Source organism: Achromobacter sp. SLBN-14 (genome assembly GCF_006715415.1).
In the GTDB taxonomy this organism is placed as follows: Bacteria; Pseudomonadota; Gammaproteobacteria; order Burkholderiales; family Burkholderiaceae_B; genus Achromobacter; species Achromobacter mucicolens.
In genome coordinates, this window is record NZ_VFNE01000001.1 from 5,115,212 (window position 1) to 5,140,226 (window position 25,015).

Annotated in this window: 28 protein-coding genes; 9 read left to right on the forward strand and 19 right to left on the reverse strand. The window is 65.0% G+C overall.

The genetic code is table 11. The features are described from left to right. Positions 1 to 40: 40 nt before the first annotated feature. The 8 genes from FBY20_RS23450 to FBY20_RS23485 all read right to left on the reverse strand — a co-directional run bounded on the left by FBY20_RS23450 (position 41) and on the right by FBY20_RS23485 (position 8,317). A complete protein-coding gene (locus FBY20_RS23450; protein ID WP_142054865.1) occupies positions 41 to 1,066 on the reverse strand; it encodes an ABC transporter ATP-binding protein in 1,026 nt (341 codons plus the stop codon). After that, positions 1,063 to 2,076, reverse strand: a complete 1,014-nt coding sequence (locus FBY20_RS23455; RefSeq protein ID WP_142054867.1) for an ABC transporter ATP-binding protein — start codon at positions 2,074 to 2,076, stop codon at positions 1,063 to 1,065. The genes FBY20_RS23450 and FBY20_RS23455 overlap by 4 nt, the downstream gene beginning before the upstream one ends. After that, positions 2,073 to 2,990 carry an ABC transporter permease gene (locus tag FBY20_RS23460; RefSeq protein WP_056319169.1) on the reverse strand — a complete coding sequence of 306 codons (918 nt, stop codon included), beginning with the start codon at positions 2,988 to 2,990 and terminating at the stop codon, positions 2,073 to 2,075. Before FBY20_RS23460 ends, FBY20_RS23455 begins: the two co-directional genes overlap by 4 nt. Continuing rightward, positions 2,987 to 3,961, reverse strand: a complete 975-nt coding sequence (locus FBY20_RS23465; protein WP_056319244.1) for an ABC transporter permease — start codon at positions 3,959 to 3,961, stop codon at positions 2,987 to 2,989. The genes FBY20_RS23460 and FBY20_RS23465 overlap by 4 nt, the downstream gene beginning before the upstream one ends. Next, complete coding sequence (locus FBY20_RS23470; protein ID WP_142054869.1) at positions 3,958 to 5,433, reverse strand: NAD(P)/FAD-dependent oxidoreductase; 1,476 nt, start codon at positions 5,431 to 5,433, stop codon at positions 3,958 to 3,960. The genes FBY20_RS23465 and FBY20_RS23470 overlap by 4 nt, the downstream gene beginning before the upstream one ends. After that, a complete protein-coding gene (locus FBY20_RS23475) occupies positions 5,430 to 6,407 on the reverse strand; it encodes a LysR family transcriptional regulator (RefSeq protein ID WP_142054871.1) in 978 nt (325 codons plus the stop codon). The genes FBY20_RS23470 and FBY20_RS23475 overlap by 4 nt, the downstream gene beginning before the upstream one ends. A gap of 159 nt (positions 6,408 to 6,566) precedes the next feature. After that, entirely contained in the window at positions 6,567 to 7,544 is a 978-nt protein-coding gene (locus FBY20_RS23480; protein ID WP_128828243.1) for a tripartite tricarboxylate transporter substrate binding protein, read from the reverse strand. Beyond that, a complete protein-coding gene (locus FBY20_RS23485; protein WP_142054873.1) occupies positions 7,541 to 8,317 on the reverse strand; it encodes an IclR family transcriptional regulator in 777 nt (258 codons plus the stop codon). Before FBY20_RS23485 ends, FBY20_RS23480 begins: the two co-directional genes overlap by 4 nt. Positions 8,318 to 8,383: 66 nt before the next feature. On the opposite strand from FBY20_RS23485, the gene FBY20_RS23490 reads away from it, so the two are divergent. Further along, positions 8,384 to 9,433: a cyclase family protein gene (locus tag FBY20_RS23490; RefSeq protein ID WP_142054875.1), complete on the forward strand. Its 1,050-nt coding sequence runs from the start codon at positions 8,384 to 8,386 to the stop codon at positions 9,431 to 9,433. A 7-nt stretch (positions 9,434 to 9,440) separates the two neighbouring features. Here FBY20_RS23490 and FBY20_RS23495 read toward each other — a convergent pair whose 3' ends face one another. The 4 genes from FBY20_RS23495 to FBY20_RS23510 all read right to left on the reverse strand — a co-directional run bounded on the left by FBY20_RS23495 (position 9,441) and on the right by FBY20_RS23510 (position 12,194). After that, complete coding sequence (locus FBY20_RS23495) at positions 9,441 to 9,698, reverse strand: hypothetical protein (RefSeq protein WP_226846115.1); 258 nt, start codon at positions 9,696 to 9,698, stop codon at positions 9,441 to 9,443. 67 nt (positions 9,699 to 9,765) lie between these two features. Beyond that, positions 9,766 to 10,059, reverse strand: a complete 294-nt coding sequence (locus FBY20_RS23500) for a hypothetical protein (RefSeq protein ID WP_062841045.1) — start codon at positions 10,057 to 10,059, stop codon at positions 9,766 to 9,768. A 117-nt stretch (positions 10,060 to 10,176) separates the two neighbouring features. Then, entirely contained in the window at positions 10,177 to 11,142 is a 966-nt protein-coding gene (locus FBY20_RS23505; RefSeq protein ID WP_142054876.1) for a 2-hydroxyacid dehydrogenase, read from the reverse strand. A 56-nt stretch (positions 11,143 to 11,198) separates the two neighbouring features. Beyond that, positions 11,199 to 12,194, reverse strand: a complete 996-nt coding sequence (locus FBY20_RS23510; RefSeq protein ID WP_142054878.1) for a tripartite tricarboxylate transporter substrate binding protein — start codon at positions 12,192 to 12,194, stop codon at positions 11,199 to 11,201. A 175-nt stretch (positions 12,195 to 12,369) separates the two neighbouring features. Here FBY20_RS23510 and FBY20_RS23515 point away from each other — a divergent pair, with 175 nt between their 5' ends. Continuing rightward, entirely contained in the window at positions 12,370 to 13,272 is a 903-nt protein-coding gene (locus FBY20_RS23515) for a LysR family transcriptional regulator (protein ID WP_056319188.1), read from the forward strand. 22 nt (positions 13,273 to 13,294) lie between these two features. Here FBY20_RS23515 and FBY20_RS23520 read toward each other — a convergent pair whose 3' ends face one another. Together FBY20_RS23520 and FBY20_RS23525 are read right to left on the reverse strand one after the other, a co-directional pair. Next, entirely contained in the window at positions 13,295 to 13,678 is a 384-nt protein-coding gene (locus tag FBY20_RS23520; RefSeq protein ID WP_142054880.1) for a hypothetical protein, read from the reverse strand. 43 nt (positions 13,679 to 13,721) lie between these two features. Beyond that, complete coding sequence (locus tag FBY20_RS23525; RefSeq protein WP_160144432.1) at positions 13,722 to 14,168, reverse strand: DUF4189 domain-containing protein; 447 nt, start codon at positions 14,166 to 14,168, stop codon at positions 13,722 to 13,724. A gap of 161 nt (positions 14,169 to 14,329) precedes the next feature. Between FBY20_RS23525 and FBY20_RS23530 the strand changes: the two genes are divergently transcribed. From FBY20_RS23530 to FBY20_RS23540, 3 genes are all read left to right on the forward strand, one after another. Next, positions 14,330 to 14,752 carry a hypothetical protein gene (locus tag FBY20_RS23530; protein ID WP_056319198.1) on the forward strand — a complete coding sequence of 141 codons (423 nt, stop codon included), beginning with the start codon at positions 14,330 to 14,332 and terminating at the stop codon, positions 14,750 to 14,752. 27 nt (positions 14,753 to 14,779) lie between these two features. Further along, positions 14,780 to 15,874: a PHB depolymerase family esterase gene (locus FBY20_RS23535; protein WP_142054884.1), complete on the forward strand. Its 1,095-nt coding sequence runs from the start codon at positions 14,780 to 14,782 to the stop codon at positions 15,872 to 15,874. Positions 15,875 to 15,983: 109 nt separating this feature from the next. Continuing rightward, complete coding sequence (locus tag FBY20_RS23540; protein ID WP_056319201.1) at positions 15,984 to 16,385, forward strand: Imm1 family immunity protein; 402 nt, start codon at positions 15,984 to 15,986, stop codon at positions 16,383 to 16,385. Here FBY20_RS23540 and FBY20_RS23545 read toward each other — a convergent pair. The 3 genes from FBY20_RS23545 to FBY20_RS23555 all read right to left on the reverse strand — a co-directional run bounded on the left by FBY20_RS23545 (position 16,375) and on the right by FBY20_RS23555 (position 18,162). Beyond that, positions 16,375 to 16,875: a hypothetical protein gene (locus FBY20_RS23545; RefSeq protein ID WP_142054886.1), complete on the reverse strand. Its 501-nt coding sequence runs from the start codon at positions 16,873 to 16,875 to the stop codon at positions 16,375 to 16,377. The two genes, FBY20_RS23540 and FBY20_RS23545, sit on opposite strands and share 11 nt — an antisense overlap. Before the next feature lie 154 nt (positions 16,876 to 17,029). After that, complete coding sequence (locus FBY20_RS23550; RefSeq protein WP_142054888.1) at positions 17,030 to 17,407, reverse strand: DCC1-like thiol-disulfide oxidoreductase family protein; 378 nt, start codon at positions 17,405 to 17,407, stop codon at positions 17,030 to 17,032. Between the two features lie 134 nt (positions 17,408 to 17,541). After that, entirely contained in the window at positions 17,542 to 18,162 is a 621-nt protein-coding gene (locus tag FBY20_RS23555; RefSeq protein ID WP_142054890.1) for a DUF2239 family protein, read from the reverse strand. A 193-nt stretch (positions 18,163 to 18,355) separates the two neighbouring features. On the opposite strand from FBY20_RS23555, the gene guaB reads away from it, so the two are divergent. Continuing rightward, positions 18,356 to 19,816: an IMP dehydrogenase gene (gene guaB, locus FBY20_RS23560; RefSeq protein ID WP_056319209.1), complete on the forward strand. Its 1,461-nt coding sequence runs from the start codon at positions 18,356 to 18,358 to the stop codon at positions 19,814 to 19,816. A gap of 100 nt (positions 19,817 to 19,916) precedes the next feature. Then, positions 19,917 to 21,509 carry a glutamine-hydrolyzing GMP synthase gene (gene guaA, locus FBY20_RS23565; protein ID WP_062841038.1) on the forward strand — a complete coding sequence of 531 codons (1,593 nt, stop codon included), beginning with the start codon at positions 19,917 to 19,919 and terminating at the stop codon, positions 21,507 to 21,509. 106 nt (positions 21,510 to 21,615) lie between these two features. Here guaA and FBY20_RS23570 read toward each other — a convergent pair whose 3' ends face one another. Then, complete coding sequence (locus FBY20_RS23570; RefSeq protein ID WP_142054892.1) at positions 21,616 to 22,005, reverse strand: hypothetical protein; 390 nt, start codon at positions 22,003 to 22,005, stop codon at positions 21,616 to 21,618. 78 nt (positions 22,006 to 22,083) lie between these two features. Here FBY20_RS23570 and FBY20_RS23575 point away from each other — a divergent pair, with 78 nt between their 5' ends. Beyond that, complete coding sequence (locus FBY20_RS23575) at positions 22,084 to 23,220, forward strand: hypothetical protein (RefSeq protein ID WP_255452460.1); 1,137 nt, start codon at positions 22,084 to 22,086, stop codon at positions 23,218 to 23,220. A 44-nt stretch (positions 23,221 to 23,264) separates the two neighbouring features. Here FBY20_RS23575 and FBY20_RS23580 read toward each other — a convergent pair whose 3' ends face one another. After that, entirely contained in the window at positions 23,265 to 24,062 is a 798-nt protein-coding gene (locus FBY20_RS23580) for an aminoglycoside adenylyltransferase family protein (RefSeq protein WP_142054894.1), read from the reverse strand. Positions 24,063 to 24,193: 131 nt separating this feature from the next. Here FBY20_RS23580 and FBY20_RS23585 point away from each other — a divergent pair, with 131 nt between their 5' ends. Next, positions 24,194 to 25,006, forward strand: coding sequence for an SDR family NAD(P)-dependent oxidoreductase (locus FBY20_RS23585; protein ID WP_142054896.1), 813 nt, complete (start codon positions 24,194 to 24,196; stop codon positions 25,004 to 25,006). Positions 25,007 to 25,015 lie beyond the last annotated feature (9 nt).

Sequence of the window (25,015 nt, forward strand, 5' to 3'; positions counted from 1 at the left end):
GGTCCAGCGGCCGCGGCGGTCGTGCCGCGGCCAGTGATCGTCAGGCCATGTCGTTCAGGTGACAGGCGCTCAGGTGGTTGATGGCGATTCCCTTCAACGTGGGAACCTCGGTCTTGCAGCGCGGCATCGCGTGCGGACATCGCGGATGGAAATGGCAGCCGGTGGGCGGATTGAGCGGGCTGGGAATCTCTCCCTTGATCGCGGTGAACGTCTTGTGGCGCGATTTCAGGCTGGGGATTTCGGCCAGCAGGGCTTGCGTGTAAGGGTGGTTGGGACGCCGGAAGACTTCTTCCACCGTCGCCGTTTCCACGACTCGGCCCAGGTACATGATGACCACGCGATCGGACAGGTGTTCGACCACGCCCAGGTCATGGCTGATGAACAGATACGTCAGGTTCAGTTCTTCGCGCAGGTCCATGAACAGGTTCAGGATCTGCGCCTGGATCGAGACGTCCAGCGCGGCCACGGCTTCGTCGCAGACCAGCATGGACGGCTGCACCGCCAGCGCGCGGGCGATGCCGATGCGCTGGCGCTGGCCGCCGCTGAACTGGTGCGGGTAGCGCTGGCGCAGCGACGGGTCCAGGCCCGCGCGTTCCAGTTGCGCGCTGACGTAGTCGTCGAAGTCGCCGTTGCCGACCAGGCCATGGATGCGGGCGGCCTCGCCCACGATCTCGTCCACGCGCAGGCGCGGGTTGAGACTGGCGTAGGGATCCTGGAAGATCATCTGCACCTTCAGGCGCGCGGCGTGGGCCTCGGCCGGATTCATGTCGGCGGGGCGCACGCCATTGATGCGGACCTCGCCGCCCGAGGGCGTGAGCAGGCCCGCCGCGATGCGGCCCAGCGTGGACTTGCCGCAGCCGGATTCACCGACCAGGCCGACGACCTCGCCGGGATTCACGATCAGATCGACGTGGTCCACGGCGCGCGTGATGGCGGGCGGCTTGGACAGGCCCAGCGACTGCATGGCGCGGCCGGCGGCGCCGACCTTGCGTTCGCCAAAGCGCTTGCTGACCTGACGCAGGTCGATCAGTGGCGTGGGGGCGTTGGCGGTGGAGGTGGCGCTCATGCCGCCACCTCGCGGTGGATCTGAATGGAAGGATGGAAGCAGCGCACGTTGTGTTGGGGTAAGGCTTCGGTGATGCCGGGTTGCTGGCCGCAGGCGGCGGTGGCTCGCGAGCAGCGCGCCGCGAAGGCACAGCCGGCCGGCAGGTGCAGCAGGTTCGGCGTCATGCCGGGAATCTGGCGCAGGCGCTGGCCGCGCGCATTGTTGCTGGGCAGGCTGTCGATCAGGCCCACGGTGTAGGGGTGCTGCGGACGGTCCAGCACGTCGTCGACCTTGCCGTGTTCGACGATGCGCCCGGCATACATGACGGCCACTTCGTCGGCAAGGCCCGCCACCACCGACAGGTCGTGGGTGATCCAGATAAGGCTGGTGCCGTGCTGCTGAGCCAGCTTCTGCACTTCGGACAGGATCTGCGCCTGGATGGTGACGTCCAGCGCGGTGGTCGGTTCGTCGGCAATGATGAGGTCCGGCCGGTGCAGCATGGCAATGGCAATCGCCACGCGCTGGCGCATGCCGCCCGACAGTTGGTGCGGATAGGCGAGCAGGCGTTCCTCGGGGCTGGGAATGCCCATCATGCCCAGCGTGTCGCGTGCCAGGATGCGGGCCTGGGCGCTGCTCATCTTGTTATGCGCGCGCACCGTCTCGATCATCTGCACGTCCACCCGCAGCACGGGGTTCAGCGTCATCATCGGATCCTGGAAGATCATGGCGATGCGGTTGCCCTGCAGGCGGCGCAGTTCGCGCGGGGGCAGCGTGGTCAGGTCGCGGCCCTGGAACAGGACCTGGCCGCCCACAATGCGGCCGGGCGCGTCGACCAGACCCATGATGGAAAAGCCCGTCACGGACTTGCCCGAGCCGGATTCGCCGACCAGGCCCAGGATCTTGCCGCGTGGCAAGGTGAAAGAGACGTCGTCCACGGCGGGCAGCACGCCCGCGCGGGTGTGGAAGTGCGTGCGCAGGTTGCGCACTTCAAGCGTGGCCGGCGCGCCAGCCGAGGCAGAGCGGTCGGTCATTTGTGGGTCCTCGGGTTCAGCACGTCGCGCAGGCGGTCGCCCACCAGGTTGATCGCCACGATGGTGATGAGCAGCGCGATGCCGGGGTAGAAGCTGATCCAGTATTCGCCGGACAGCATGTATTGGAAGCCGTTGGAAATCAGCAGGCCCAGCGACGGTTCGGTCACGGGCACGCCCAGTCCCAGGAAGCTCAGCGTGGCTTCCAGCGTGATGGCGCGCGCAATCTGCAGCGTGCCGATGACGATCAGCGGCGGCAGGCAGTTGGGCAGGATGTGCTTCAACATGATCCGCCAGTTGGGAATGTCCAGGCAGCGGGCGGCCTCCACGTATTCGCGGCGGCGCTCGACCAGGGCCTGGCCGCGCGCGGTGCGGGCGTAGTAGGCCCATTCCAGGATCACCAACGTCAGCACCACGTTGCCCACGCCCTTGCCCAGATAGGCCAGGATCATCATCGCGACCAGGATCGACGGGAACGACAGGATCAGGTCCACGAGGCGCATGATGAAGGCGTCGACCTTGCCGCCGGCGTAGGCGGCCAACAGGCCCAGCAGCGTGCCGATGATGCCGGCGATCAACGCCGAGCCCACGCCCACCATCAGGCTGATGCGCAGGCCATACAGGATGCCCGACAGCAGGTCGCGGCCCTGGCCGTCGGTGCCCAGCCAGTAGTGGAACGTGTCCAGGCCATTCATGGAACCCGGCGGCAGGCGCGAATCCAGCACGTCGATCTGCAGCAGGTCATAGGGATTCTGCGGCGAGATCCACGGCGCCAGCACGGCGGCCAGGATCAGCAGGGTGGCGACAACCAGGCCCAGCACGGCCGTCTTGGACGACATGAACTCGGCAAGGTTGCGGCGCCACGGCGACTCGCGGCGCAGGGCGGGCGCCTGCGCGGTTTGGGATACGGAACTCATGCCGTGGCCTCCAGCCGCACCCGGGGGTCCAGCACTTTGTACAGAATGTCGACGATCAGGTTCAGCGTCACGAACAAGCACACCACCACGATCAGATAGGCCACGATCACGGGGCGGTCCAGCGCGTTAAGGCTGTCCAGGATCAGCTTGCCGGCGCCGGGCCACGCAAAGATGCTCTCGGTGATGACGGCAAAGGCGATGGTCGAGCCCAGCTCCAGGCCCAGCACCGTCACCAGCGGAATCATGGTGTTGCGCAGCACGTGCACACAGACCACGCGAAACGGCGACAGGCCCTTGGCGCGCGCGAACTTCACGAAGTCCAGCGGCATCACGTCGCGCACGCCGGCGCGGGTCAGGCGGATCACCAGGGATATCTTGAAGAGCGACAGGTTCAGCGCCGGCAGGATCAGGTGGCGCCAGCCGTCGGCCGTGAGCCACGACCACTGAAAGCCCAGGAACTCCACCGTCTGGCCGCGGCCGCTGGCGGGCAGCCAGCCTAGCGACACGCTGAACGCCATGATGAGCATCAGCGCCACCCAGAAGGTGGGCAACGAGAAGCCGACGATGCTGCCCGCCATGATCATCTTGGCCGCGCGGCTGTCCGGATACAGCCCCGCAAACAGGCCCAGCGGCAGGCCGATGATGACCGCAAAGGACAGGGCGGTGATGGCCAGTTCGAGCGTGGCCGGCAGGCGCTGGATCACCAGTTCGATCGCCGGGATGTTGTAGACGAAGCTGTTGCCCAGGTTGCCGTGCAGCGCGCCGTTCAGGAAGGCCAGGTATTGCTGCCAAAGCGGCTTGTCCAGCCCCAGTTCGGCGATGATGCGCGCGCGGTCCACCTGGTCCACGTCCTGGCCGATCAGGATGTCCACGGGGTTGCCAATGGCGTGCAGGCCCACGAAGACGATCAGCGTCATCAGGAACACGACCACCGCGGCCTGCGCCACGCGGCGTAGCAGCCATGCGGTCATTGCGCGGTCTCCGCCTGCGAAGCCGTGGCCGGCGCGGCGGCCGGCGTCCACTCGTCACCGAACACTTCGGGCTCCGAGAACGCTTCCATGTTGGCGTAGTGCGTGACCACGTCTTCGCGGTAGAACAGGCCGGCAATGCCTTGCGCCAGGCGCTTGGCGCCTTCGCTGATGGCGGGGATGTCGCCCGAGATCGTGCCGTGCGTCAGCGCGGCGGGGTACGAAAAACAGTGCACGCGATCCAGGCCCGGGCAGGCGCCGGGGACCTTCTCCTGCAGTTCGAACACCGGTCCCAGATCGGGCGAGTCATGCAGTTCCTGGTCTTCCTCGCCGGGCGGCGGCGTGTAGCGGTCGCCCCAGGCGCGCACGTGAGGTGCCAGCGGCGCGAACTCCGGCCGCACGGTCCAATCGATGCGAAAGCCCGTGGAGAAGATCAGGAAGTCCAGCACGAACACGCCCTTGGGCGTGGTGACGTGGATCTCGTCATCGATCAGGGCCAGGTCCAGCACGCCACAGCCCAGGTTGAAGAACGCATTGGGATGGCGCGACACGCGCAGCGTGCTGCCGCGCGGGGGCGGCACTTGCGCGGCGTTGATGTAGTGGCGGATCTTCCACTTCCATTCGTCCGGCAGCGTCAGGTGGCCGTGGGTCAGGCCCGGGTTGCCCGCGCCCTTGCCCTTGTTGATGCGCGGGATGTCGTTGCGACGGATCAGCAGGTCGACGCTGGCGGCGCCGGCTTCCAGCGCGGTCGCCGCGCTGTCCATGGCGGACGCGCCCGCGCCCACGACGCCGACGCGCTTGCCGGCCAGCGTGTTGTAGTCCATCACGTCGGACGAATGCGCCCAGCGGTCGCGCGGCAGCTTCTTTGCAAAGTCGGGCACGTATGCACCGCCCAAGCCGTCGCGGCCGGTGGCCAGCACGACGCGGCGAGCCAGGACGGTCGTGCGTCCGGCCGGCGACTGGATGTCCAGCTCAACTAGCTGATCGGCGCGCGGCTGCACGGACAGGATGCGGTGTTCGTTGCGCACGTCCAGGTTCAGCACGCGGCGGTACCAGCGCAGATAGTCCATCCATTGCAGGCGGGGGATCTTGTCCAGGGCTTCCCAGGCCTCCTGGCCGAATTGCGCCTCGAACCAGGCGCGGAAGGTCAGTGCGGGCAGGCCAAGCGCGGGACCGGTCAGTTGCTTGGGCGAGCGCAGCGTTTCCATGCGGGCCGTCGTGGCCCACGGGCCTTCGTAGCCTTCGGGCGCCTGATCGAAGATCGGCGCATCGATGCCCAGGTGCTTCAGAGACGCCGCCGCAGCCAGGCCGGCCATGCCGCCGCCGATGATCGCCACATCCAGCACCTGCTGGCCGTCGACCAGCCGGGGCGTCACCCAGTTCTTGGCGGGAATTTCCAGCCAGGAGAGGTCTTGCCGAAGGCGCGCCTCCAGGGCGGGCAAGCCTTGCGGCGGGGCGGCGAGGGGCAGATTCATGATGCGGGTGTTTCCATGACAGGGGCGTCATCGCCGTAGATCGACTGCAGCAGCGCCGAATGCTCGGACGCGTCGTGCAGCACAAAGCCGGGCAGCAGGTCTGCGGCGGCTTCGGCCAACGCGTCGGCCATCGCCTGGCAGGCGGGCGACAGCGTTTGCGACTGCGGGGTGATGACCCCAAAGAAGAAAGGGATGTCCAGATCGATGGGACGGATCGCCACGCCCGCCATCGGCGAACCATAGGCGGTCACGGGTTCCAGCACCGATACACCCAGGCCCGCGCGGACCGCGGCCAGGGCGTTGACGGACGAATTGGTTTCGATGGTGCCCAGCGCCTGCACGTTGTGCGCGAGCGCCGCGTCCAGCCGGCGGCGCAGGCGATAGGGGTTGGCCATGGTGATGAGGCGGCGTCCGGCCAGTGCCGACACCGGCACCACGGCGTGGCGCGCGGCAGGATCGTCTTCGGGCAGGGCGGCCACGCAAGGCGCCTGCGCAATCCAGTGCACGGTCAGGCCGCGGTGCTCCAGCGGCAGGCTGGTCGCGCCCAACTGCGCGGCGCCCGACAGCACGGCGTGCACCACGCGTTCGGGCGAGGCGCTGCGCAACTGCACGCGGGCGGGTCCAAGCCGGTCTTCGATGCGTTTGAGGGCGGCCGGCACCAGGCCAGCGGCAAGGGCGGAAGTGGCAGCCATCAACAGCGGCTGCGCCTGACCGCGCGCAATTTCGTCGGCCCGGCTGCGGATCTGCTGCAGGCTGGACAACGCGCGTTCAACATCGTCGTAAAGCAGGAAGCCCTGTTCGGTGGGCGTCACGCGCGGACCGCTGCGGTTGAACAGGGGATAGCCGATTTCGGCCTCCAGTTCCTGCAGCAACCGGCTGATCGCAGGCTGCGAGCGTCCCAGCAGCCGTCCGGCCGCGGTGACGCTGCCGGTGGACATGACGGCCGCGAAGGCCTCGAGTTGACGAAGTTCCATTGGTCTTGATTTATGCCAAGGACGAATTCTGGCCCGTCAAGTATGCGCCTTACAAATAATTAAAAGGCATAAGTAAATTCCCTAACTGGGAATTTCTTATGCCTTTTCATTACCTCGAGTTATTTCAAGCGCTTAGGGCGCTGGCGCGGGGTGCAACTGTTATTCGGGCTGAATGTTGGCGTCCTTCATCACCTTGATCCAGCGCGCGCTTTCGGCCAGGTTGAAGGCTTCGGCTTCTTGGTAGCTCATCGTGCTGGGCATCGTGCCCTGCGATTTCAGCGCGTCGACCACTTTGGGCGACTTCGAGGCCTGCACCATCGCCGCATTCAGCTTGGCGATGATCGGTTCGGGCGTGTCCTTGGGCACCCACATGCCATACCAGGTGACGATGTCGAAGTCGGGCAGGACGCTTTCGGCGATGGTGGGCACGTTGGGCAAGTCGGCCAGCCGGGCTTTGGTGGTGACGGCCAGGGGGACAACCTTGCCGCTCTGGATCAGGGGCAGGGCGGGGGCAAGCGGCGCATACATCAGATCCACATGGCCGCCGGCAACGTCGGTCAGGGCCGGGCTGCTGCCGCGGTAGCCGACGTGCGAGATGGACGCCTTGGTGGACGAATTGATCAGCTCGCCCGCCAGGTGAGGCAGGGTGGCAACGCCGGGCGATGCGAAGGTCAGCGTGCCGGGCTGTGCGCGGGCATGTTCGATAAGGTCGGCGAAGGTCTTGAACTTCGACGTGGGCGGGACGACGGCCACCATCGGCACCGTGCCCAGCACACCCACCATCCGGAAGTCTTTGATCGGATCGAAGCTCAGGCTCTTGAACTGGGCCGGATAGATGCCCTGGACCGACGGGTTCATCAGCACCGTGTAGCCATCTGCCGGCGCCTTGGCGACCTGAGCGGCGCCAATGGTGCCGCTGGCGCCTGCGCGGGTTTCGATGACCAGCGGCTGGCCCAGGATTTCACCCATTTGCACAGCGACGACGCGGCCGACGACGTCCGTCGGGCCGCCCGCCGCCCACGGCATGATCACGCGAATCGGCTTGTCGGGATAACTGCCCTGGGCCAGCGCCCCGGTGACCGGCATGGCGGCGAGGATGGCCGAGCAGGCCGCGGTAAGAAAGCTGCGCTTGTTCATCTACTGTCTTCTCCTACGAAGGTGAGGTTGGCCGAGGGCAGGGCGGCGTGCATCATTGCCCTGACCTCTTCCAGCTGTTTTCCAGTGGTGGCTTCGTTCTTGAGCATGCGGCCCAGGGGGCCGGCCACCACGATGGCAAAGGGTTGTTCGTATGCGCGGAATCCGAGGGACATGGACATCACGTCTTCGACGTTCTCGCCGACCGAGCGCTGCCAGCCGCGCTCCACGCCCGCCTGCAGATCGCTGTCGAAAGCGGCGCGGGTGGTGATGGTGCGGTCGGTGAAAGCGGTAAATCCGCCATAGGCCTTGAACCATTTTTGGCGTTCTTCAGGCGACAGCATGGATAGCAGCGCCTTGCCCGAACTGGTGGCGTGGACGGCCTTGAAACCGCCCGGTTGGTGCGAGAAACGGATCGTCTGCTTGGACTCCGCCACGATCAGGTACACCACCTTGTCGTCCGCCAGTTTGGCCAGCAGGGCGGTTTCACCAGTCAGGTCGCGCACCCGTTCCAGCACGGGCTCGATCACGTCATTCAGCGGATCGTTGCGGCAGATCAGGGTAGCGACGTGGATCAGCTTCTGCGTCGGGTAATAGCCATGCTTCTTGCCGATTTCATACAGGTAGCCGCGCGCCACCATGGTCTTGAGCAACCCGTGGCAGCTGGACAGGGGGATCTGCATCTGCGTGGCGATTTCGCTGTACAGCAATGGCTTCTGCTCCTCGGCAAAGAGGTTCAGCACATCCAGAACTCGAGCTGCTGTTTTCACATCCATGATGCTAGTATCCTATACGTGATAAATTTAAGTCAATCCGCTTTCAACGCCAAGGAGTTGCGACGCATGAGATGGAAGAACCGTCCCGAAGGATCGAACTGGGGGGACTTCGGTCCTGACGATCAGCGCGGTTGCCTGAATTACATCACTCCGGACAACGTGCTCAAGGGCATAAGCGAAGTCCGCGCGGGCCTGAGTTTCTGCCTGTCTCTGCCGCTGGACTATCCGGGCGGCAACGGCGTCAACGTCCGTCGCCATCCGCCCAAGCTGCGCCCCACCGAAAGAGACGGCGACCAGTACATGAATTTCCCGCTCGGCCGGTTGCGGCCGGGCTGCGTGGATGTGCTCAGCGACGACATCGTCGAGATGAGCTTGCAGTACTCGACGCAATGGGATTCGCTGGCGCACGTGGGTGCGCTATTCGATGCGAATGGCGACGGCTTGCCCGAGCGTGTCTACTACAACGGCTACCGGCCCAACGATCATGTGGTCGGGCCGGTGGATTACGACGTGGAGAATGGTTTCGCCAAGACCGACCTGGGCCAGGGAGCCGCCTCCAACGCCAAGAAGCTGGACATCACCCACCTGGCCGAATCCTGCCTGCAGAGCCGCGGCGTCATGGTGGATCTGGCCAGGCATTACGGCCGCGCGCAGAAATCGGTGGGCTACGACGACCTGATGCGCATCCTTGAGGCGGACAAGATCGAGATCGAGCAGGGCGACATCGTGCTCTTTCATACGGAATTCGGCGATGCCTTGCTGGAAAAGCAGCGCCAGCCGGACCCGCACACGCTGCATGAAATCTGCGCCGGCCTGGACGGCAGCGACGAGAAACTGCTGCAGTGGATCACGGACGCGAAAGTCGCGGCCATGGCGTCCGACAACCATGCGCTGGAGATTTATCCCACCCAGAAGCCCAATGCCTGCTGCGCGGCGCTGCCGCTGCACCATCACTGCATCTTCAAGCTCGGCATGCCGATAGGCGAGATGTGGTATCTGGGCAAGCTTGCCCGATGGCTTGAAGCCAACGGCCGAAGCCGCTTCCTGTTGACGGCCCCGCCCTTGAACCTGCCGGGCGCGGTCGGATCGCCGGCCACGCCGGTGGCAACCGTGTAAGGCGGCCTCACGCAAGCAAGTTCCGCCCCTTTTCCGTCAGCACCACCACCGCTTCCCCGCGCACCGAGCTTTCGCCCGGCGACATGTCGATCAGGCCATTCGCCGTGGCGTCTTCCCAAGCCGACAGCCGGGGGCAATTGGTGCGCCAGGCCTCCATCGTCTCGGCATACGTGCGCGGCCGCGCGGCGATCCACAGCAGGAACTGCACCAGGTTGCCCATCTGGGACGCGCCGGCCTCGATGTCTATTTCGGGTTTTTCAGTCATGGGCGCCTCCGTTCCTGGATCAGGGATGCGTCTTGACGATACTCTCGTGCCCGCCCGCGCTCCAGTCCTATCTGGGCGCCATCCCCTTGCGCAATCTGTTGGCGGGTTCCATGAGCGCGTCCTTCATGTCGTCGCGTTCGAGCACACAGGGTTCGTGGTGCAGGTCCCGCATGAAATCGTCGTAGAGCTCGCCCGTGATGCCAGCCGGACGCTTGAAATCGCCGGACAACTGGTACGCGCGCAAAAGAATCGAGCGCAGACGCTTGACCTCCCAGAGCAGGGTGATCACATCGGGATTCCAGGGCTGACGCTCGCGGATGAAGCGCAGGTCAGCGTGGGAGAGCGGGGTTTTGAACGGCATGGCGGAAAATACTGTTTATATATCCAGTATAGTCCGCCAGCGTCGAAGGAGCGAGTGGGTGTTTTCCCAACTGCGCCCAGAACGGGCCACAGGGAGGTAGCGCAGGTCGCGCTGCGTTCACACCACCCGCGTATGCACCTGGCCTTCGCGGAACCACGAATCCAGATTCGCGCGCATCAGATCCGCCATCGCGCGGCGCGTTTCGTGGGTGCCGCTGGCGATGTGCGGCAGCATCACCACGTTATCCATGGCGTTCAATTCCGGGGGCGTGGCGGGCTCATGTTCGAACACGTCCAGCCCCGCGCCGGCGATGCGCTTATCCTGCAGCGCCGCCACCAACGCGGCCTCGTCGACCACCGTGCCGCGCGCAATGTTGATCAGCCAGCCGTCGGCGCCCAGCGCATCCAGCACCTGCGCATTCACCATGTGCCGGGTGGCGCTGCCGCCCGGCACGGCCAGCACCAGGTAATCGCATTGCGAGGCCAGGTCCACGATGGTCGGGCAATAGCGATACGCCTCGGGCGCGTCGGGGCGCGGCTTGCGGTTGGTGTAAAGAATTTCCATGTCGAAGGCCTGCGCGCGGCGGGCGATCTGAAGGCCGATGTTGCCCAGGCCGACGATGCCGCAGCGCTTGCCGGTCATGCGCGAACCCAGGCCGAATCCTTCGGTGGGCCAGCGGCCCGCGCGCACGAAGCGGTCGGCTTCGGCGATACGGCGCGAGACGGCCAGCATCAGGGCCAACGCGGTATCGGCCACGCAGGCGTCCAGCACGCCGGGCGTGTTGGTGACGACGACGTTGCGTGCCTTGGCGGCCGCGATGTCGATAGTGTCGTAACCCACGCCAAAGCTGAAGATGCCTTCCAGCGCGGGCAGGGCGTCGATCAATTCCTTCGTCGCGCCAAACCTGCCGCTGGTGGCGATGCCGCGGATGGCGGCGCCGTGCTCACGCAGCAGCGCCGCCTTGTCCTGGGCCTCCCAGAGGCGATGGACGCGGTAGCGCGATTCCAGGTCGGCCACCAGTTCGGGCAGCAGGGGACCGACCATCAGCAGATCGGCGGCGGAAGCGGGAAGGGATGCAGTCATGGATACGGCTTATCTAATTAGAGGAAAAGGCCCGCCGAAGCGGGCCGGGACCGGAATCAGTTGGTCTGGATGTTGCGGGACTTGATTATCTGCCCATAGCGTTCGCGCTCGCTGGCGGCCAGATCCTGCAGTTCCTTTGGCGTCGAGCCGTGCGCCACGGCGCCCTGCGATTCCAGCTTGGCCTTGACGGCCGGATCGGCAGCGACGGCGCGGATGGCCTCGGAAAGCTTGTCGATCACGACCTGCGGCGTGCCGGCAGGCGCCAGCACCGCCGTCCACGAGCCGCTTTGCGCGTTCTTCACGCCAGCTTCGTCGATGGTGGGCACGTCCGGCATGGCGGGCGAGCGTGTCGCGCCCGTGACGGCCAGCGCGCGCAGCTTGCCGGCCGTCACGTACGGCATGGTCTCCAGGACCGAGGCGAACAGCATGTCGACGCGGCCGGCCATCAGGTCGGTCATGGCCGGGCCGCCGCCCTTGTAGGGCACGTGCACCAGATCCACGCCTGTGGCTTGTTGGAAAATTTCGCCGGACAGATGGGGCGCGCCGCCCGTGCCCGAGCTGGCAAACGTGTGCTTGCCCGGCTGGGACTTGGTCAGCGTGACCAGTTCCGCGACGTTCTTGGCCGGCAGGCTGGCGGGCACCACCAGCACAAACGGCAGGTCCGAAAACAGCGATACGGGCGCAAACGCCTTCACCGGGTCGGAATGCAGCTTGTAGATCCAGGGGTTGATCGCCAGCATCCCCGAGTTCGCGAACAGCAGCGTGTAGCCGTCGGGCTGCGAACGGGCCACCAGGTCGGCGGCGATCTGGCCGCCCGCGCCCGGCCGGTTGTCCACCACCACCGACGACGAGAATTTTTCACCCAGGGCCGCGGCCAGCAACCGCGCCGAGATGTCGGTGCCGCCGCCGGGCGAGAAGGGAACGATGAGATTGATCGGGCGTTCCGGATAGCCGGCGGCGCTGGCTGCGTGGGGCACGGCCGTGGTGGCGGCCAGGGCCAGCGCCGCGGCGAGGAGCCGGACGCGGATCCGGGCGGGGTTCTTTGTCTCCATGGATTTTCTCTTTTATGGCGTTGATGGCGGCGAGGCCGCAAAAAATGGTGCTGCGGGTAAGGCTCCTGATGCTTGGCGGACCGGATTCGCGGCCCTGCAGGCGAGTATAGGGAGGCCTGTCCATGGATGTCCGTTCGAGCTATAAATAGCATCAATCAATTCAAGGATTGAATCGATGGAATTCCGCCAGCTCGAATGCTTCATTGCGGTTGCCGAGGAACTGCATTTCGGCCGCGCCGCCGAACGGTTGTGCATGACGCAGCCGCCGCTATCGCGCCAGATCCAGTTGCTGGAGCAGGATCTGGGCGTCACGCTGTTCGAGCGCAACAGTCGTCAAGTGGTGCTAAGCGCCGCGGGCCGGCGCTTTCTGCGCGATGCTCGCCACCTGCTGGAGTTTTCGGCGCAGGCGGCCGCCACCGCGCGCCGTACGTCGGGCGGCGAGGCCGGCCACATTACGCTGGGCTTTACTGCCGTGGCGTCGTACCGCCTGATGCCGTCGCTCATCGTGCAGGCGCGCAAGCTGCTGGCGGGCGTGGAGATCCAGCTTCGAGAAACCGTCACCACCGAACTGGCCCGTCTGCTGCTGGCCCATGAGCTGGACGCCATCCTGGCGCGCAGCGTGCCGCAGCAGGCCGGCATTGAATCGCGCCTGGTCGAACGCGAACCGCTGGTCCTGGCGCTGCCCGCCGATTCGCCGTTGTGCGAACACGCGACCGTGCCCCTGAAATTGCTTCAAGGCCAGCCGTTCGTGCTGTATTCGCCGCGGGAAGGAAAGTACTTCTATGACCGCATCGTGGGCGCCTTCGGCCTGGCGGACGTGCAGCCGCAGTACGTGCAGCGCGCCGGGCAGACGCATACGCTGCTGGCGCTGGTGCGCGCGGGTCTGGGCGTGGGCATCGTGCCGGATTCGGCGCGGGAACTGCGCTTTGAAGGCGTGGTGTTCCGGCCCATCGACCAGCGCAATCTGTACGCGGACATGTACCTGGCGTGGCACGCGCAGCACGACAACCCGGCGCTGGATGCGTTCCTGCAGCGAGTGGCAAAACTGGATACCCCGCAACCCGTCCGCGGCGGCTGACGGGCGGGGGCCGGTCTGGTTGCTACCGGCGCTTCGCGCGGTTCGGCGCAGGCAGCGGCGCGCCGACGTGGCTGGCCAGCCAGTGTTCGATCTTGTCGTCCCGGCGGGCGGCCCAGTCCTTGCCGATTTCCAGGATCAGCAGGTTGCGGGTGTCACCGTAATCCTGGCCCGGCGCCTTCTGGAACATCTCGCGCCAGATTTCGGAGGCGACCAGTTCCGTCGTCACCAGCACGCCGATTCCCTTCGCATCGATCCACAACGGCGCGGCGCGTTCATCCACATGGGTATTGATGTTTTCCAGGATCTTCTGCGCCAGCGCGGCGTTGTCTTTGGATGCCGCGATCAGGACCAGATACTGCCTGTGGTCGCCGGCCGGCTCGTCGGCATCGCCGAACGGATTTTCCATGATGTGTTCCTTTTGGGTGAACGTTGATGGGACCGACTGTAGTTCATTGGTCAAGGGGGCCGGCGTACTGGGCCTGGAAGTCCTGCTGCATCGCCCCGTCGGCACGGGCGCCTTGATCCTGCAACTGCTGCGCCTGGGTCGAGCACGCGGTCAGCACCAGCCTGCATTCGGATCCCGTCTTGTCGCGGCACAGGCCCAGAACGTAATCCCCGGTCCGCTGCCCGTCCCATGCATGCTCGCCAATGGCGACGACGTGCTGCGCGCCGTTCGCAGCCACCGCCACGCATTGGTTCTTGAAGCTGGCATACACCGCGCAGGTGGCGTGGGGCTCGTCTTCGCGGCAAGCGGCGAGCGCGCCGCCGCGCGCGGCTGCGGCGGAGCTGTACAGGATCGACGCGTAGTAGCGATACGTTGACGAGACGATCAGGGCGCCATGCAGATCGGGCGGGACCGGCTGTGCGCTGGCCGCGGTGGCGCATGCAGCAGACATGAGCAAGCCCGAAACAAGCCGTCGCGGCATAGGAATCCCCTGGGGTTCAAGACCACAGTAGCGGAGCGGCGCGCGCCTTGCCAGCATCAACCGGGCTGGCGCGGATATATCAAGTTGAAACATCCACGGACCATCCAAGTGGATGGTTTATGATTCGATCCATGCCGCCTCGCACTTCACAACTCGCCTCCACCCCCAAACCTGCGGACGAGAAGATCACGATCAACCTGGGTTATGTCGACCTTGGCCAGATCGATCTGCTCGTCCAGGAAGGGTTTTATGCAAACCGTACGGACCTGATCCGAACGGCGATCCGCAATCAACTTGCCACCCATGGCGACGCGGTGCGTCAGGCCGTCAGCCGTAAAACGCTGGTGCTTGGCATCCAGCACTACACCGCGCAGGAGCTGCTGGCGGTTCAAGCCGCGGGCGAAATGCTTCAGATACGGGTGCTGGGCCTGGCGACCATCGCCTCCGATGTCACGCCCGAGCTCGCGCTTGCCACGATCGAATCTCTAACGGTATTGGGGGCGCTGCATGCCAGCCCCGCCGTCAAAGCCGCCTTGCGTCAGCGCATCCGCTGATCGTCCACGCCGCAAAAAGGTCACTCAATGCACCCTGAATTCCAGCACCTCATGAACCGCGCCACCCAGCTCACGCAAGCCGGCGATCTGACGGCTGCCACCGCCGCGATCCAGGCCGCGCTGCGCGGCTTGCCGGCCGCTGCCGCGCCGAGCAACGACGATGCCGACGTCATCGACGTTGAGGCCTGGGAGGTTCCCGATTCCGGCCGGGCCTCTGGTGCGGCCCGGCCCGCGTTCGACGAAGCCGTCCCGCCCACGCACACCGCTGCTGTCTCGGGCGATACGTTCACGTCGGGATCATTTCGCAATGCGTCCGGACAGCGCGGCTACAAGCTGTATGTGCCGCCCAATCCGGAGGGCGCGCCGCGTCCCCTGGTTGTCATGCTGCACGGCTGCACCCAGGACGCCGACGATTTCGCGGCGGGCACCGCCATGAACGACGCCGCCCGCGAACAGGGTTTCTACGTGCTGTATCCCGTGCAAGCGCGCGATGCCAATCCCCAGAAGTGCTGGAACTGGTTCAAGCACAACCACCAGCAGCAAGGGCGCGGTGAACCCGCCATCCTGGCGGGCATGACGCGCGAGGTCATGGCCACCCACAACATCGATCCGGCGCGCGTGTATGTCGCCGGACTGTCGGCGGGCGGGGCCATGGCCGCGATCCTGGCCGGCGCCTATCCCGACCTGTATGCGGCGGCAGGCGTGCATTCGGGGTTGGCTGCTGGCGTGGCGTCGGATCTTCCGTCGGCGCTGTCCGCGATGAAGGGCGTGGGCCTGAAAACGGCCGCGCCGGCCAATGCCGGCGTGCCGGTCATCGTCTTTCACGGCGACCGCGATGCAACCGTGCACCCCGGCAATGCCGACAACGTGATCGCGGCCAGCGTGGGGCCCGGCGCGCGCGTTGAAACCGTGCGCGTTCCTGGCGCCGCCAATAAGCGGCACAGCACCCGGCATCTGTACCGCGACGCCACGGGCGACATCGTCGCCGAACGTTGGGATGTTCACGGCGCCGGACATGCCTGGGCGGGCGGATCGGAACAAGGGTCCTACACGGATCGGTCCGGTCCGGACGCCACGGCCGAGATGCTGCGATTCTTCTTCGTGCGCGCATTGACGCCCTAGTCTTCGCGCGGGCAGGGCAGTGCGGATCACGGCCGATGTAGTATCTGCCGTGATCCCTCGCTTGAAAGCGACAACCCTCACCGCGCCGCCAACGGGCGGCAGGAGCACCGTGCAGATCGTCAGAATTCTCGAAGACATGCGCCAGGGCGACCAGGTACAGACCCGCGCGCATCACACTCCCACCGAGGGCGACCTGCTCGCCGCACTGGACAGGCTGGATGGCGAGGTCTTCAGCTCGACCGCCTTCGTGATCGACGACGACACGGTCATGTCGATCGGCGGCGGCGACGGCGCCTACGTCGTGTTCATCTCTTCAGATGGGGACGCGCGTATACACACGCTGATCGATCCCACCAGATCCGAAGACCATGACCAGGATCTGGTGGCGGGCGGGCAATCAGGCAGCTATCCGCAGTTCCAATGCGTGGACCGCTCGTTGGCGGCGTCGGCGCTATTGCACTTTCATGCGCATGGAACCGCGTCGCCGGACCTGAACTGGGCTAGCGAATAGCCACCGGCTTGCCGTAGAGCACCCGCGCGCACAACAGGCCGGCCACCGCAGCGGGCAGGGCGCCCATGAATAACGGGAACCCCAGGGCCGCAAGGGACCGGTCGCGCGTGCCGAACGTCAGCAGGAAGACGAAGGCATACGCCGCGCCGATCAGACCCATGCGCAGGATTGCCAGCCAGGACGGCGCGGCAGGCTTGAGCGCGCCCGCGGTCATCCCGCAAAGCAGCGCCGGGATGCCGCCGAAAAGATAGGCCCACGGCAGCCCATAGAGACCGAACAAGAGCAGCTCCGGATCCTGCGCACCGATGGATATGACGACGGCCATCACCACCATGCCGACGGCCGGCCCCATAAATGCAAAGATTGCCGCGCCCGCAAGCATGTCGCGGGACATGGCGCGGCCCGAGTCCGCGGGCCGGCGCTGCAGGCGGCGATAGACGGCCGCGACCAGCGTGCATGCGAGAAGCAGGGCGCCAATAAGGTAGATCATCAGGTCAGTTCCGGATTGATTGGATAAAACGGCGGGGCGGGCAAGCGCCCTGCCAGCAGGGCGCGGCTGCGAGGCCCGCGGCCAGCAGGCGTGGGCGTTAGGGCGCGTAGCGTGTGCGAGTTGCGCGAGTTGCCTTGGTTGCGCGGCGTACGCATCAAGGCATCTTCTTCTTGCCCAGCAAGGCCAGCGTCAGGCTGCGGCCCGTGCGCATGAACGGATATAGCGCCTTGGACAGGCAGGCGTTGCTGAAGATGGTGGCGTTCAGGCGGTTGAACACATCGCTGCCGGTACTGAGTAACGCCAGCCGGTGGATCGCGTCGGCGCCCCAGTAATCGCGGCCATCCAGATGCAGGAGCATGCCCTGATTCAGGTCGAAGCCTTGCGCGCGATGGTGCGCGGCCAGCTCGGGATGGTCGCGCATGTTCAGCAGAGCGATGGGCCCGGCGGCCTTGCGTAGCCGCATCATCCGCACGTAGTTTGAGCAGAAGGGGCAATCGCCGTCGTAGAGGAGGTAGTTTTCGTCGGACTGCATCGTCGGGATCCGTCGGGTGTTCCGGGAACATACCTCATAAATCCGGCGGGATGGTTGCGGGGCACGCCTTCGGCTTGCGCTGTAGTTGCCGCGCGCAGGGGCGCCCATTGGCGCCGGGCAGCTCGCGGCCGGATTCAAACATCTTCGGCCGGCGCTTGGGCAGCGTCCCACGCCAGCGCCATTGCATAGCGCCGCACGTCGTGCGGCCATTGCCCCACATGCCGCGCGTACGCGTCGCGATCGTTCGCGTAGAGCGCGCGCGTGGCTTCCTCGAAACCAGGCAGGTTGCCCGCGACGCTGGTCATGAAGCGGTACGCCGCCTCCTGGCGATGGCGTCGCGCGTCCTGCGCCTCGTTGTCGCGGCGGGCCTGCTCCACCAGTTTGCGCAGCGCCACCGAAGCGCCGCCTGGTTGGGCGGCCAGCCAATCCCAATGGCGCGGCAAGAGGGTCACCTCGCGCGGCACCACGCCCAGTTTCGGTCGGCCCCGGCCGCGCGGCGCCTCGTCGGGCGGCGTGTCTTGAACCACGGGGTCGGCAGTGTCCGCCCGGGCATAACGGTCAGCGATCTGCGCATCATCTCCGCTTACGTCCAGATCGACCTGCTTGCCTGTCGAATCCTGGAACACCAGCACGGCGTCATTACGGCGCGCGGCCAGCGCCTGCTTGACCGCCAGCGCCACGTCGGCCAGCGAGCCCGCCGCCAACAGCCGATGGCCTTCGAAGGCGGTATGAGAGTCGGAAAGGTTAGGAATCATTTTTTTGTCCGGGTAAATTTATGGATTGGATTATTACCCCGCCAAAATTCCCTGTCAATATAGTCCGGGTAAAAATAAGTCACTCAGGTTGTCGTGTCGTTGCGGTGTCATAAATATCCACCTCGACCTATGGTTAACACCTAGTCAAATCAGGCTGGCGGCGTATAATCTCGCTTTGCGCCCGGAGTTACCCATGCGTCTCGTACAAAAAGCGCTCACCTTCGACGATGTGTTGTTGGTGCCTGCGTATTCCGAGGTGTTGCCGCGCGACACCTCCCTGGCCACGCGCCTGACTCGCAATATCAGCCTGAATATCCCCCTCGTGTCCGCCGCCATGGACACCGTCACCGAATCGCGCTTGGCCATCGCCATGGCGCAAGAGGGTGGCATCGGGATCATCCACAAGAATCTCTCCGCCGACGCCCAAGCGCGTGAAGTGGCTCGCGTCAAGCGCCACGAATTCGGCATCGTGATCGATCCGGTCACCGTCACCCCCCAGATGAAAGTGCGCGACGCCATTGCGTTGCAGCGCCAGCATGGCATCTCGGGCCTGCCGGTCGTCGAAGGCCGCAAGCTGGTCGGCATCGTCACCAACCGCGATCTGCGTTTCGAAGAAAACCTGGATCAGCCCCTGCGCAACATCATGACGCCGCAGGAGCGCCTGGTCACCATGAAGGAAGGCGCCACGCTCGAAGAAGCGCAGGCCCTGATGCACAAGCACCGTCTGGAACGCGTGCTGATCGTGAACGACGGCTTTGAACTGCGTGGTCTGGCCACCGTCAAGGACATCGTCAAGAACACCGAGCACCCGATGGCCAGCAAGGACGGCCAAGGCCAGCTGCGCGTTGGCGCGGCCGTGGGCGTGGGCGGCAACACCGAAGAACGCGTGGAAAAGCTGGTCGCCGCCGGCGTCGACGTCCTTATCGTCGACACCGCGCACGGCCACTCCAAGGGCGTGCTCGAAGGCGTGCGCTGGGTCAAGCAGAACTACCCCAAGGTTGAAGTCATCGGCGGCAACATCGCCACCGCAGCCGCCGCGCGCGCGCTGGTCGAATACGGCGCCGACGGCGTCAAGGTCGGCATCGGCCCCGGCTCCATCTGCACCACGCGTATCGTGGCCGGCGTTGGCGTGCCGCAAATCCATGCCATCTCGCAAGTCGCCAAGGCGCTGGAAGGCACGGGCGTTCCGCTCATCGCCGACGGCGGCATCCGCTACTCGGGCGACGTCGCCAAGGCGCTGGCCGCCGGCGCGTTCTCGTGCATGATGGGCGGCATGTTCGCCGGCACCGAAGAAGCCCCCGGCGAAGTCGTTTTGTTCCAAGGCCGGTCGTACAAGTCGTACCGCGGCATGGGCAGCCTGGGCGCCATGACGGAAGGCTCGGCCGACCGCTACTTCCAGGACCCGGCCAACAACGCCGACAAGCTGGTCCCCGAAGGCATCGAAGGCCGCGTCCCCTACAAGGGCAGCGTGCTCGCCATCATTTACCAACTGGTCGGCGGCATCCGCGCCTCCATGGGCTACTGCGGCGCCGCCACCATCGACGACATGCGCACCAAGGCCGAGTTCGTGGAGATCACCTCCGCGGGCGTTCGCGAGTCCCACGTGCACGACGTGCAGATCACCAAGGAAGCGCCCAACTACCGCGCCGACTGATCCGCACAGTCAACTACAATGTCATGCATCACGCACCGGCAGAACCGCAACGATCAGCGGGTCTGCCGGTGCGGTTTTATTTCCAACGGGTAGAGTCTCCATGCACCAGCGCATTCTTATCCTCGACTACGGTTCGCAAGTCACGCAGCTGATCGCCCGCCGCGTCCGCGAGGCCGGCGTCTATTCCGAAGTCCACCCTGGCGACGTCGACGACGCCTTCGTGCGCGAACAGATGGCGCAGGGTTTGAAGGGCATCATCCTGTCCGGCAGCCACGCTTCGGCCTACGAAGAGGGCTCCATGCGCGTCCCGCACGCCGTGTTCGAGTTGGGCGTGCCCGTGCTGGGCATCTGCTACGGCATGCAGTCCATGGCGCAGCAACTGGGCGGCGTGGTCAGCTTCTCCGACCACCGCGAATTCGGCTACGCCGAGGTCCGCGCCCACGGCCACACCAAGCTGCTGGAAGGCCTGGAAGACTTCAGCACGCCCGAAGGCCACGGCATGCTCAAGGTCTGGATGAGCCACGGCGACAAGGTCACCGAGCTGCCCCCGGGCTTCAAGCTGATGGCATCCACGCCGTCCTGCCCCATCGCCGGCATGGCCGACGAAGACCGCCGCTTCTACGCCGTCCAGTTCCACCCCGAAGTCACGCACACCGTTCAGGGCAAGGCCATGCTGGCCCGCTTCGTGAACGAGATCTGCGAGTGCTCGGGCGACTGGAACATGCCCGACTACGTGTCGGAGGCCGTCGCCCGCATCCGCGAGCAAGTCGGCACCGACGAAGTCATCCTCGGCCTGTCCGGCGGCGTGGACTCCTCGGTTGCCGCCGCGTTGATCCACAAGGCCATCGGCGACCAGCTCACCTGCGTCTTCGTCGACCACGGCCTCTTGCGCCTGGACGAAGGCAAGCAGGTCATGCAGACCTTCGCCGAAAACATGGGCGTGAAGATCATTCACGTCGACGCCACCGCGCAATTCATGGGCAAGCTGGCCGGCGTCGCCGACCCCGAAGCCAAGCGCAAGATCATCGGCCGCGAATTCGTCGAAGTCTTCCAGGAACAAGCCGGCAAGCAAAAGAGCGCCAAGTGGCTGGCCCAGGGCACGATCTACCCCGACGTCATCGAGTCCGCCGGCGCCAAGACGGGCAAGGCCACCTCCATCAAGTCGCACCACAACGTGGGCGGCCTGCCGGACACGCTGAACCTGCAACTGCTTGAACCCCTGCGCGAACTCTTCAAGGACGAAGTCCGCGAACTGGGCGTTGCCCTCGGCCTGCCGCCGCAGATGGTCTACCGCCATCCGTTCCCCGGTCCGGGTCTGGGCGTGCGCATCCTGGGCGAAGTGAAGCATGAATACGCCGAACTGCTGCGCCGTGCCGACGCGATCTTCATCGAAGAACTGCGCAACACCAAGGACGAGGCCAGCGGCCTGACCTGGTACGAACTGACCTCGCAAGCGTTTGCCGTGTTCCTGCCGGTGAAATCGGTGGGCGTCATGGGCGATGGCCGCACGTATGAGTACGTGGTTGCGCTGCGTGCCGTGCAGACGTTCGACTTCATGACCGCTGATTGGGCACCGCTGCCGCATCCGCTGCTGGCTCGCGTTTCGTCGCGGATCATCAACGAAGTGCGCGGGATCAATCGGGTGGTGTACGACGTGTCGAGCAAGCCGCCAGCGACGATTGAGTGGGAGTAAACCCGCGGCCGGCACAGACCGGCATCAAGCAGTAAGCAATACGCCGAAAGCCCGCATAAACGCGGGCTTTCGGCATTTGCATCGGGCGGCGTTTAGTGGTGTCGCCTTATTTCTTGCTCCGTGACCATCCCCAGCGAAAGCCATAGAAGCACAAGGTGAATATGGGCGCCGATACCGCGGCGGACAGCACGCTTCTGTCGAACGGGAGAAGGCGTACGTAGTACGCAACCAGATACGTCGTCGCGAAGCAGACCAGGAAAACACTGATCGCAGTCCGTCTTATGTTGGGTTTGGAAGACAGCGCACTCTTTCTGGCACTTGAGGAGGCAATGAAGATCAGGACGGTGTTCATGGCAATCATGAGGGCTTCATCGTTAGTCATGCGGCGCGTTCGAATGGCGGTGATGTTGGCCTTGAGGCTACAGTGCCGCGAAAAGGGGTGCCAATAGGAATAATCTGATTCGCCGCGGCGTTGTTGAACGCCAAAGCCATTCATCGCGCGCTCCTTAAATGGTGACCGACCATTGATATACTGCCCGATCTCATTTAGGTAACACCCCACAGGAGATATCGGATGCGCTTAAAGGCCCTTGCACTTGGCTTGATGACTGTTTGCGGTACGTCGATGGCAGCACAGGACAGCACGCAAACCTTGCAACAGGCCTTGAAGCAAGTACCGCAGGTGGTGTTGAGTGCCCCTGAAGCGATACAGATATCCTTCCTTGATATGCAGGCGTGGCGCGGCCTTGAAAAAGATGGGCCCACCGCCGATGCGATGCGCCGGTTGTCTATCGCGCAGGCGATCACGCCGCTGCAATCCATGGGCTACGGTCTGGATAAATGGTCCGACAGCGCGCATATTCCTCTCAACGATTTGTCCTATTTCGCAGGCTTTGGCCAGTCGCCCAGCAATGTCACCTACTGGGGGCTGAGGGACAAACAATCGGCGGCAAAGTTTGCCGATCGTCTGAAGCAGGCAGACTTCAAGCCCGTGGACGGCGATGTGGCCGGATTGATGGCAAACGGCGAGCCCAATAAACCCGATCTGACCAAAGCCACCGGGCAGCAACCATGGCGGGGCACGATGGGTATGCCGACGTTTGTGTTGCCGCTGGATGCGGCGTTGGTGCAGGCAGCGGCGCCCTCGGGAATGAAGGCGTTGTCTCAGCCCAAGCCTTCCGTTGCGGACAGCGAGATCGTGGCGGCTTCCATTACCGGCCTGAAGGAATCCGTACCTTCGGATGGCGGGCGGATCGTACAGGCGGCTGTCATCTCGCCGGTCTTTGGCTTGCAAGGGGTGGATCCGGCAAAGGTGTTGATGTCATCGCCGGCCGACTTTGAGGGGGCAAAGCAGAAGCTTCAAGCGGCTGCGGCATCCAGCAATGAAGGCATTCCGCCTTACTTTGGCGGCATCATTGCGGACGTGCAGGTCAAGGACGTGCCTGCGGTGGTGCTTTCGCTGTCCTACTCGGATTGCGGCGTTGCGCAGCAGGCGGTCGATGGGGTTGGCGCGGCCTGGAAAAAGGCCTTGGCGGCGACGGTGCAGGCCGATGTGAAGGGGCACACCGTTCAGGTGGGCAAGCTGTGCGCGGCCGTGATCAGCCTGACGGCGCCGAAGGCGGAGAACGCTGGCAACCCGATTCTGAGCCAGATCATTAATCGGTACATGCAGCGCGACCCGTCAGTGCTGCAGATCGGTATGGCGCGCTAAGTCAACCAAGCCGGCTGATGCCGGCTTTTTTGCATTCGCGTCGCTCAACCGGCGGCGCAAGTCCTTTCGACCGCGCGGCGCGCGTAAGCGATGAACGCCGCCGTTTCCTCTGCGTGCCGTTCGGCCAGATCGTCCGTGGCTCGTCCAAGGTAGATCGCGTGCGCCTTGCTGAGGATCGGCCGATGGGGTGGGTCGATCCTTTCCAGCAACCACGTCGCCGCGTCTGACTTTGATGCGATTTCCCCCGTCACAGCCGTGTACCAGATGCGCGCCAGCGCCAGGATGATGTTTCGCTCTTCGCCCGCCCAGTCCTCTGGATGGTTCCATTGGGCGACGGTGTCCAGCAAAGCGCGTGTCAGATCCTGGCGCGGTACGGCGTCAAGGATCTGATCGGCAGGCGGACCGACGACTGGGATGCTGTCGCCTAACACCTTGGTCAGGACGATGGCGAGGTCGTGGTCTTGCATGGGCGGCTCCACGATGCCCGCCAGCAAATCCTCGCGCAGCCATTCGCCGAATTGAAGCTCTCGCCGGGCCGGGTGACGCCAAGGTACGGCGTGCTGAAGCGTCATCACGGTGACTTCAAGCGCGCGCAAACTGGGCGACTGGCCCGGCGGTGCGGAGACCGTCAGTAGTTCCAGCGCCAAAGCATGGAGCGTTGCCGTGTCGGGCGGCTCAGTCACGGTGACGAGCAGGTCGATATCGCTGTGAGGCTGCAACCCGCCGGCGACCGCAGAGCCGAACAGATGGATGGCGGCAAGGCGGGTTCCGAGATGGCGTTCGATGACGCGTCTGGCGTCATCAATCTGCGCTGCGATGGCGATGGGCGGGGCTTGGATCATGCAAGGATAATAGCCAAGCGTTTGCGCGTTGCGCAGTCGGATGGCCTCCGCGAGCGGTCCGAATCCATTTTGAGCAGTCCGACGGCCGCAACAAGCCAGTCCGTATCCATAACAGTCTTCATCGAAGCTTCATGACCAACTACCCCCAACTATTCAGTCTCCAAGGCAAAACCGCAGTCGTACTCGGCGCCGCTTCCGGCATCGGGCAAGCGTCGGCGCACGCATTGGGTGCGATGGGCGCCTACGTGATGTGCGCGGACCGCGACGAACTTGGCGCGCAGGCCACGGCGCAGCAGATCATCGACGGCGGCGGCGCGGCGAACTGGATGCAGACCGATGCGGCCAGCGGTGAGTCCATCGCGCAGTTGGCCGCCAGGGTTTTAACCGAGCAAAAAAGGATCGACATCGCGGTGTCCACACCAGCGCTGAACATCCGCAAGCTCATCGTGGACTACACGGAAGACGAGTTCGACCAGGTGGTGAACCTGAATCTTCGCGGCGCGTTTCACTTCATGCGCCACTTCGGACGGCCGATGATGAAGCAGGGCGCGGGCAGCATGATCCTGTGTTCGTCGATGCGTGCCGTGACGATCGAGCCCGGCCTGGGCATTTACGCCGCCACGAAGGCGGGCATCGAGCAGATGGTCAAGGCGTTCGCGGCGGAGGTCGGCCCCTACGGCGTGCGCGTCAACGCAGTGATGCCCAGCATCATCGAGACCCGTCTGACCGAGCCGCTGAAGGAACGTCCCGACATCTACAACACGTATGCCGGTCATATGGTGCTGAACCGCTGGGGCCAGCCGTCCGAGGTGGGCGCGGCGGTGGCGTTTCTGGCGTCGGATGCCGCGAGCTATATCTCGGGCAGCAGCCTGGCGGTGGATGCTGGGTGGACGGCAATTGATGGGCCGCCCACGGGGCTGACGCAGACGCGGCCATCTGAATAAGCGCGTTGG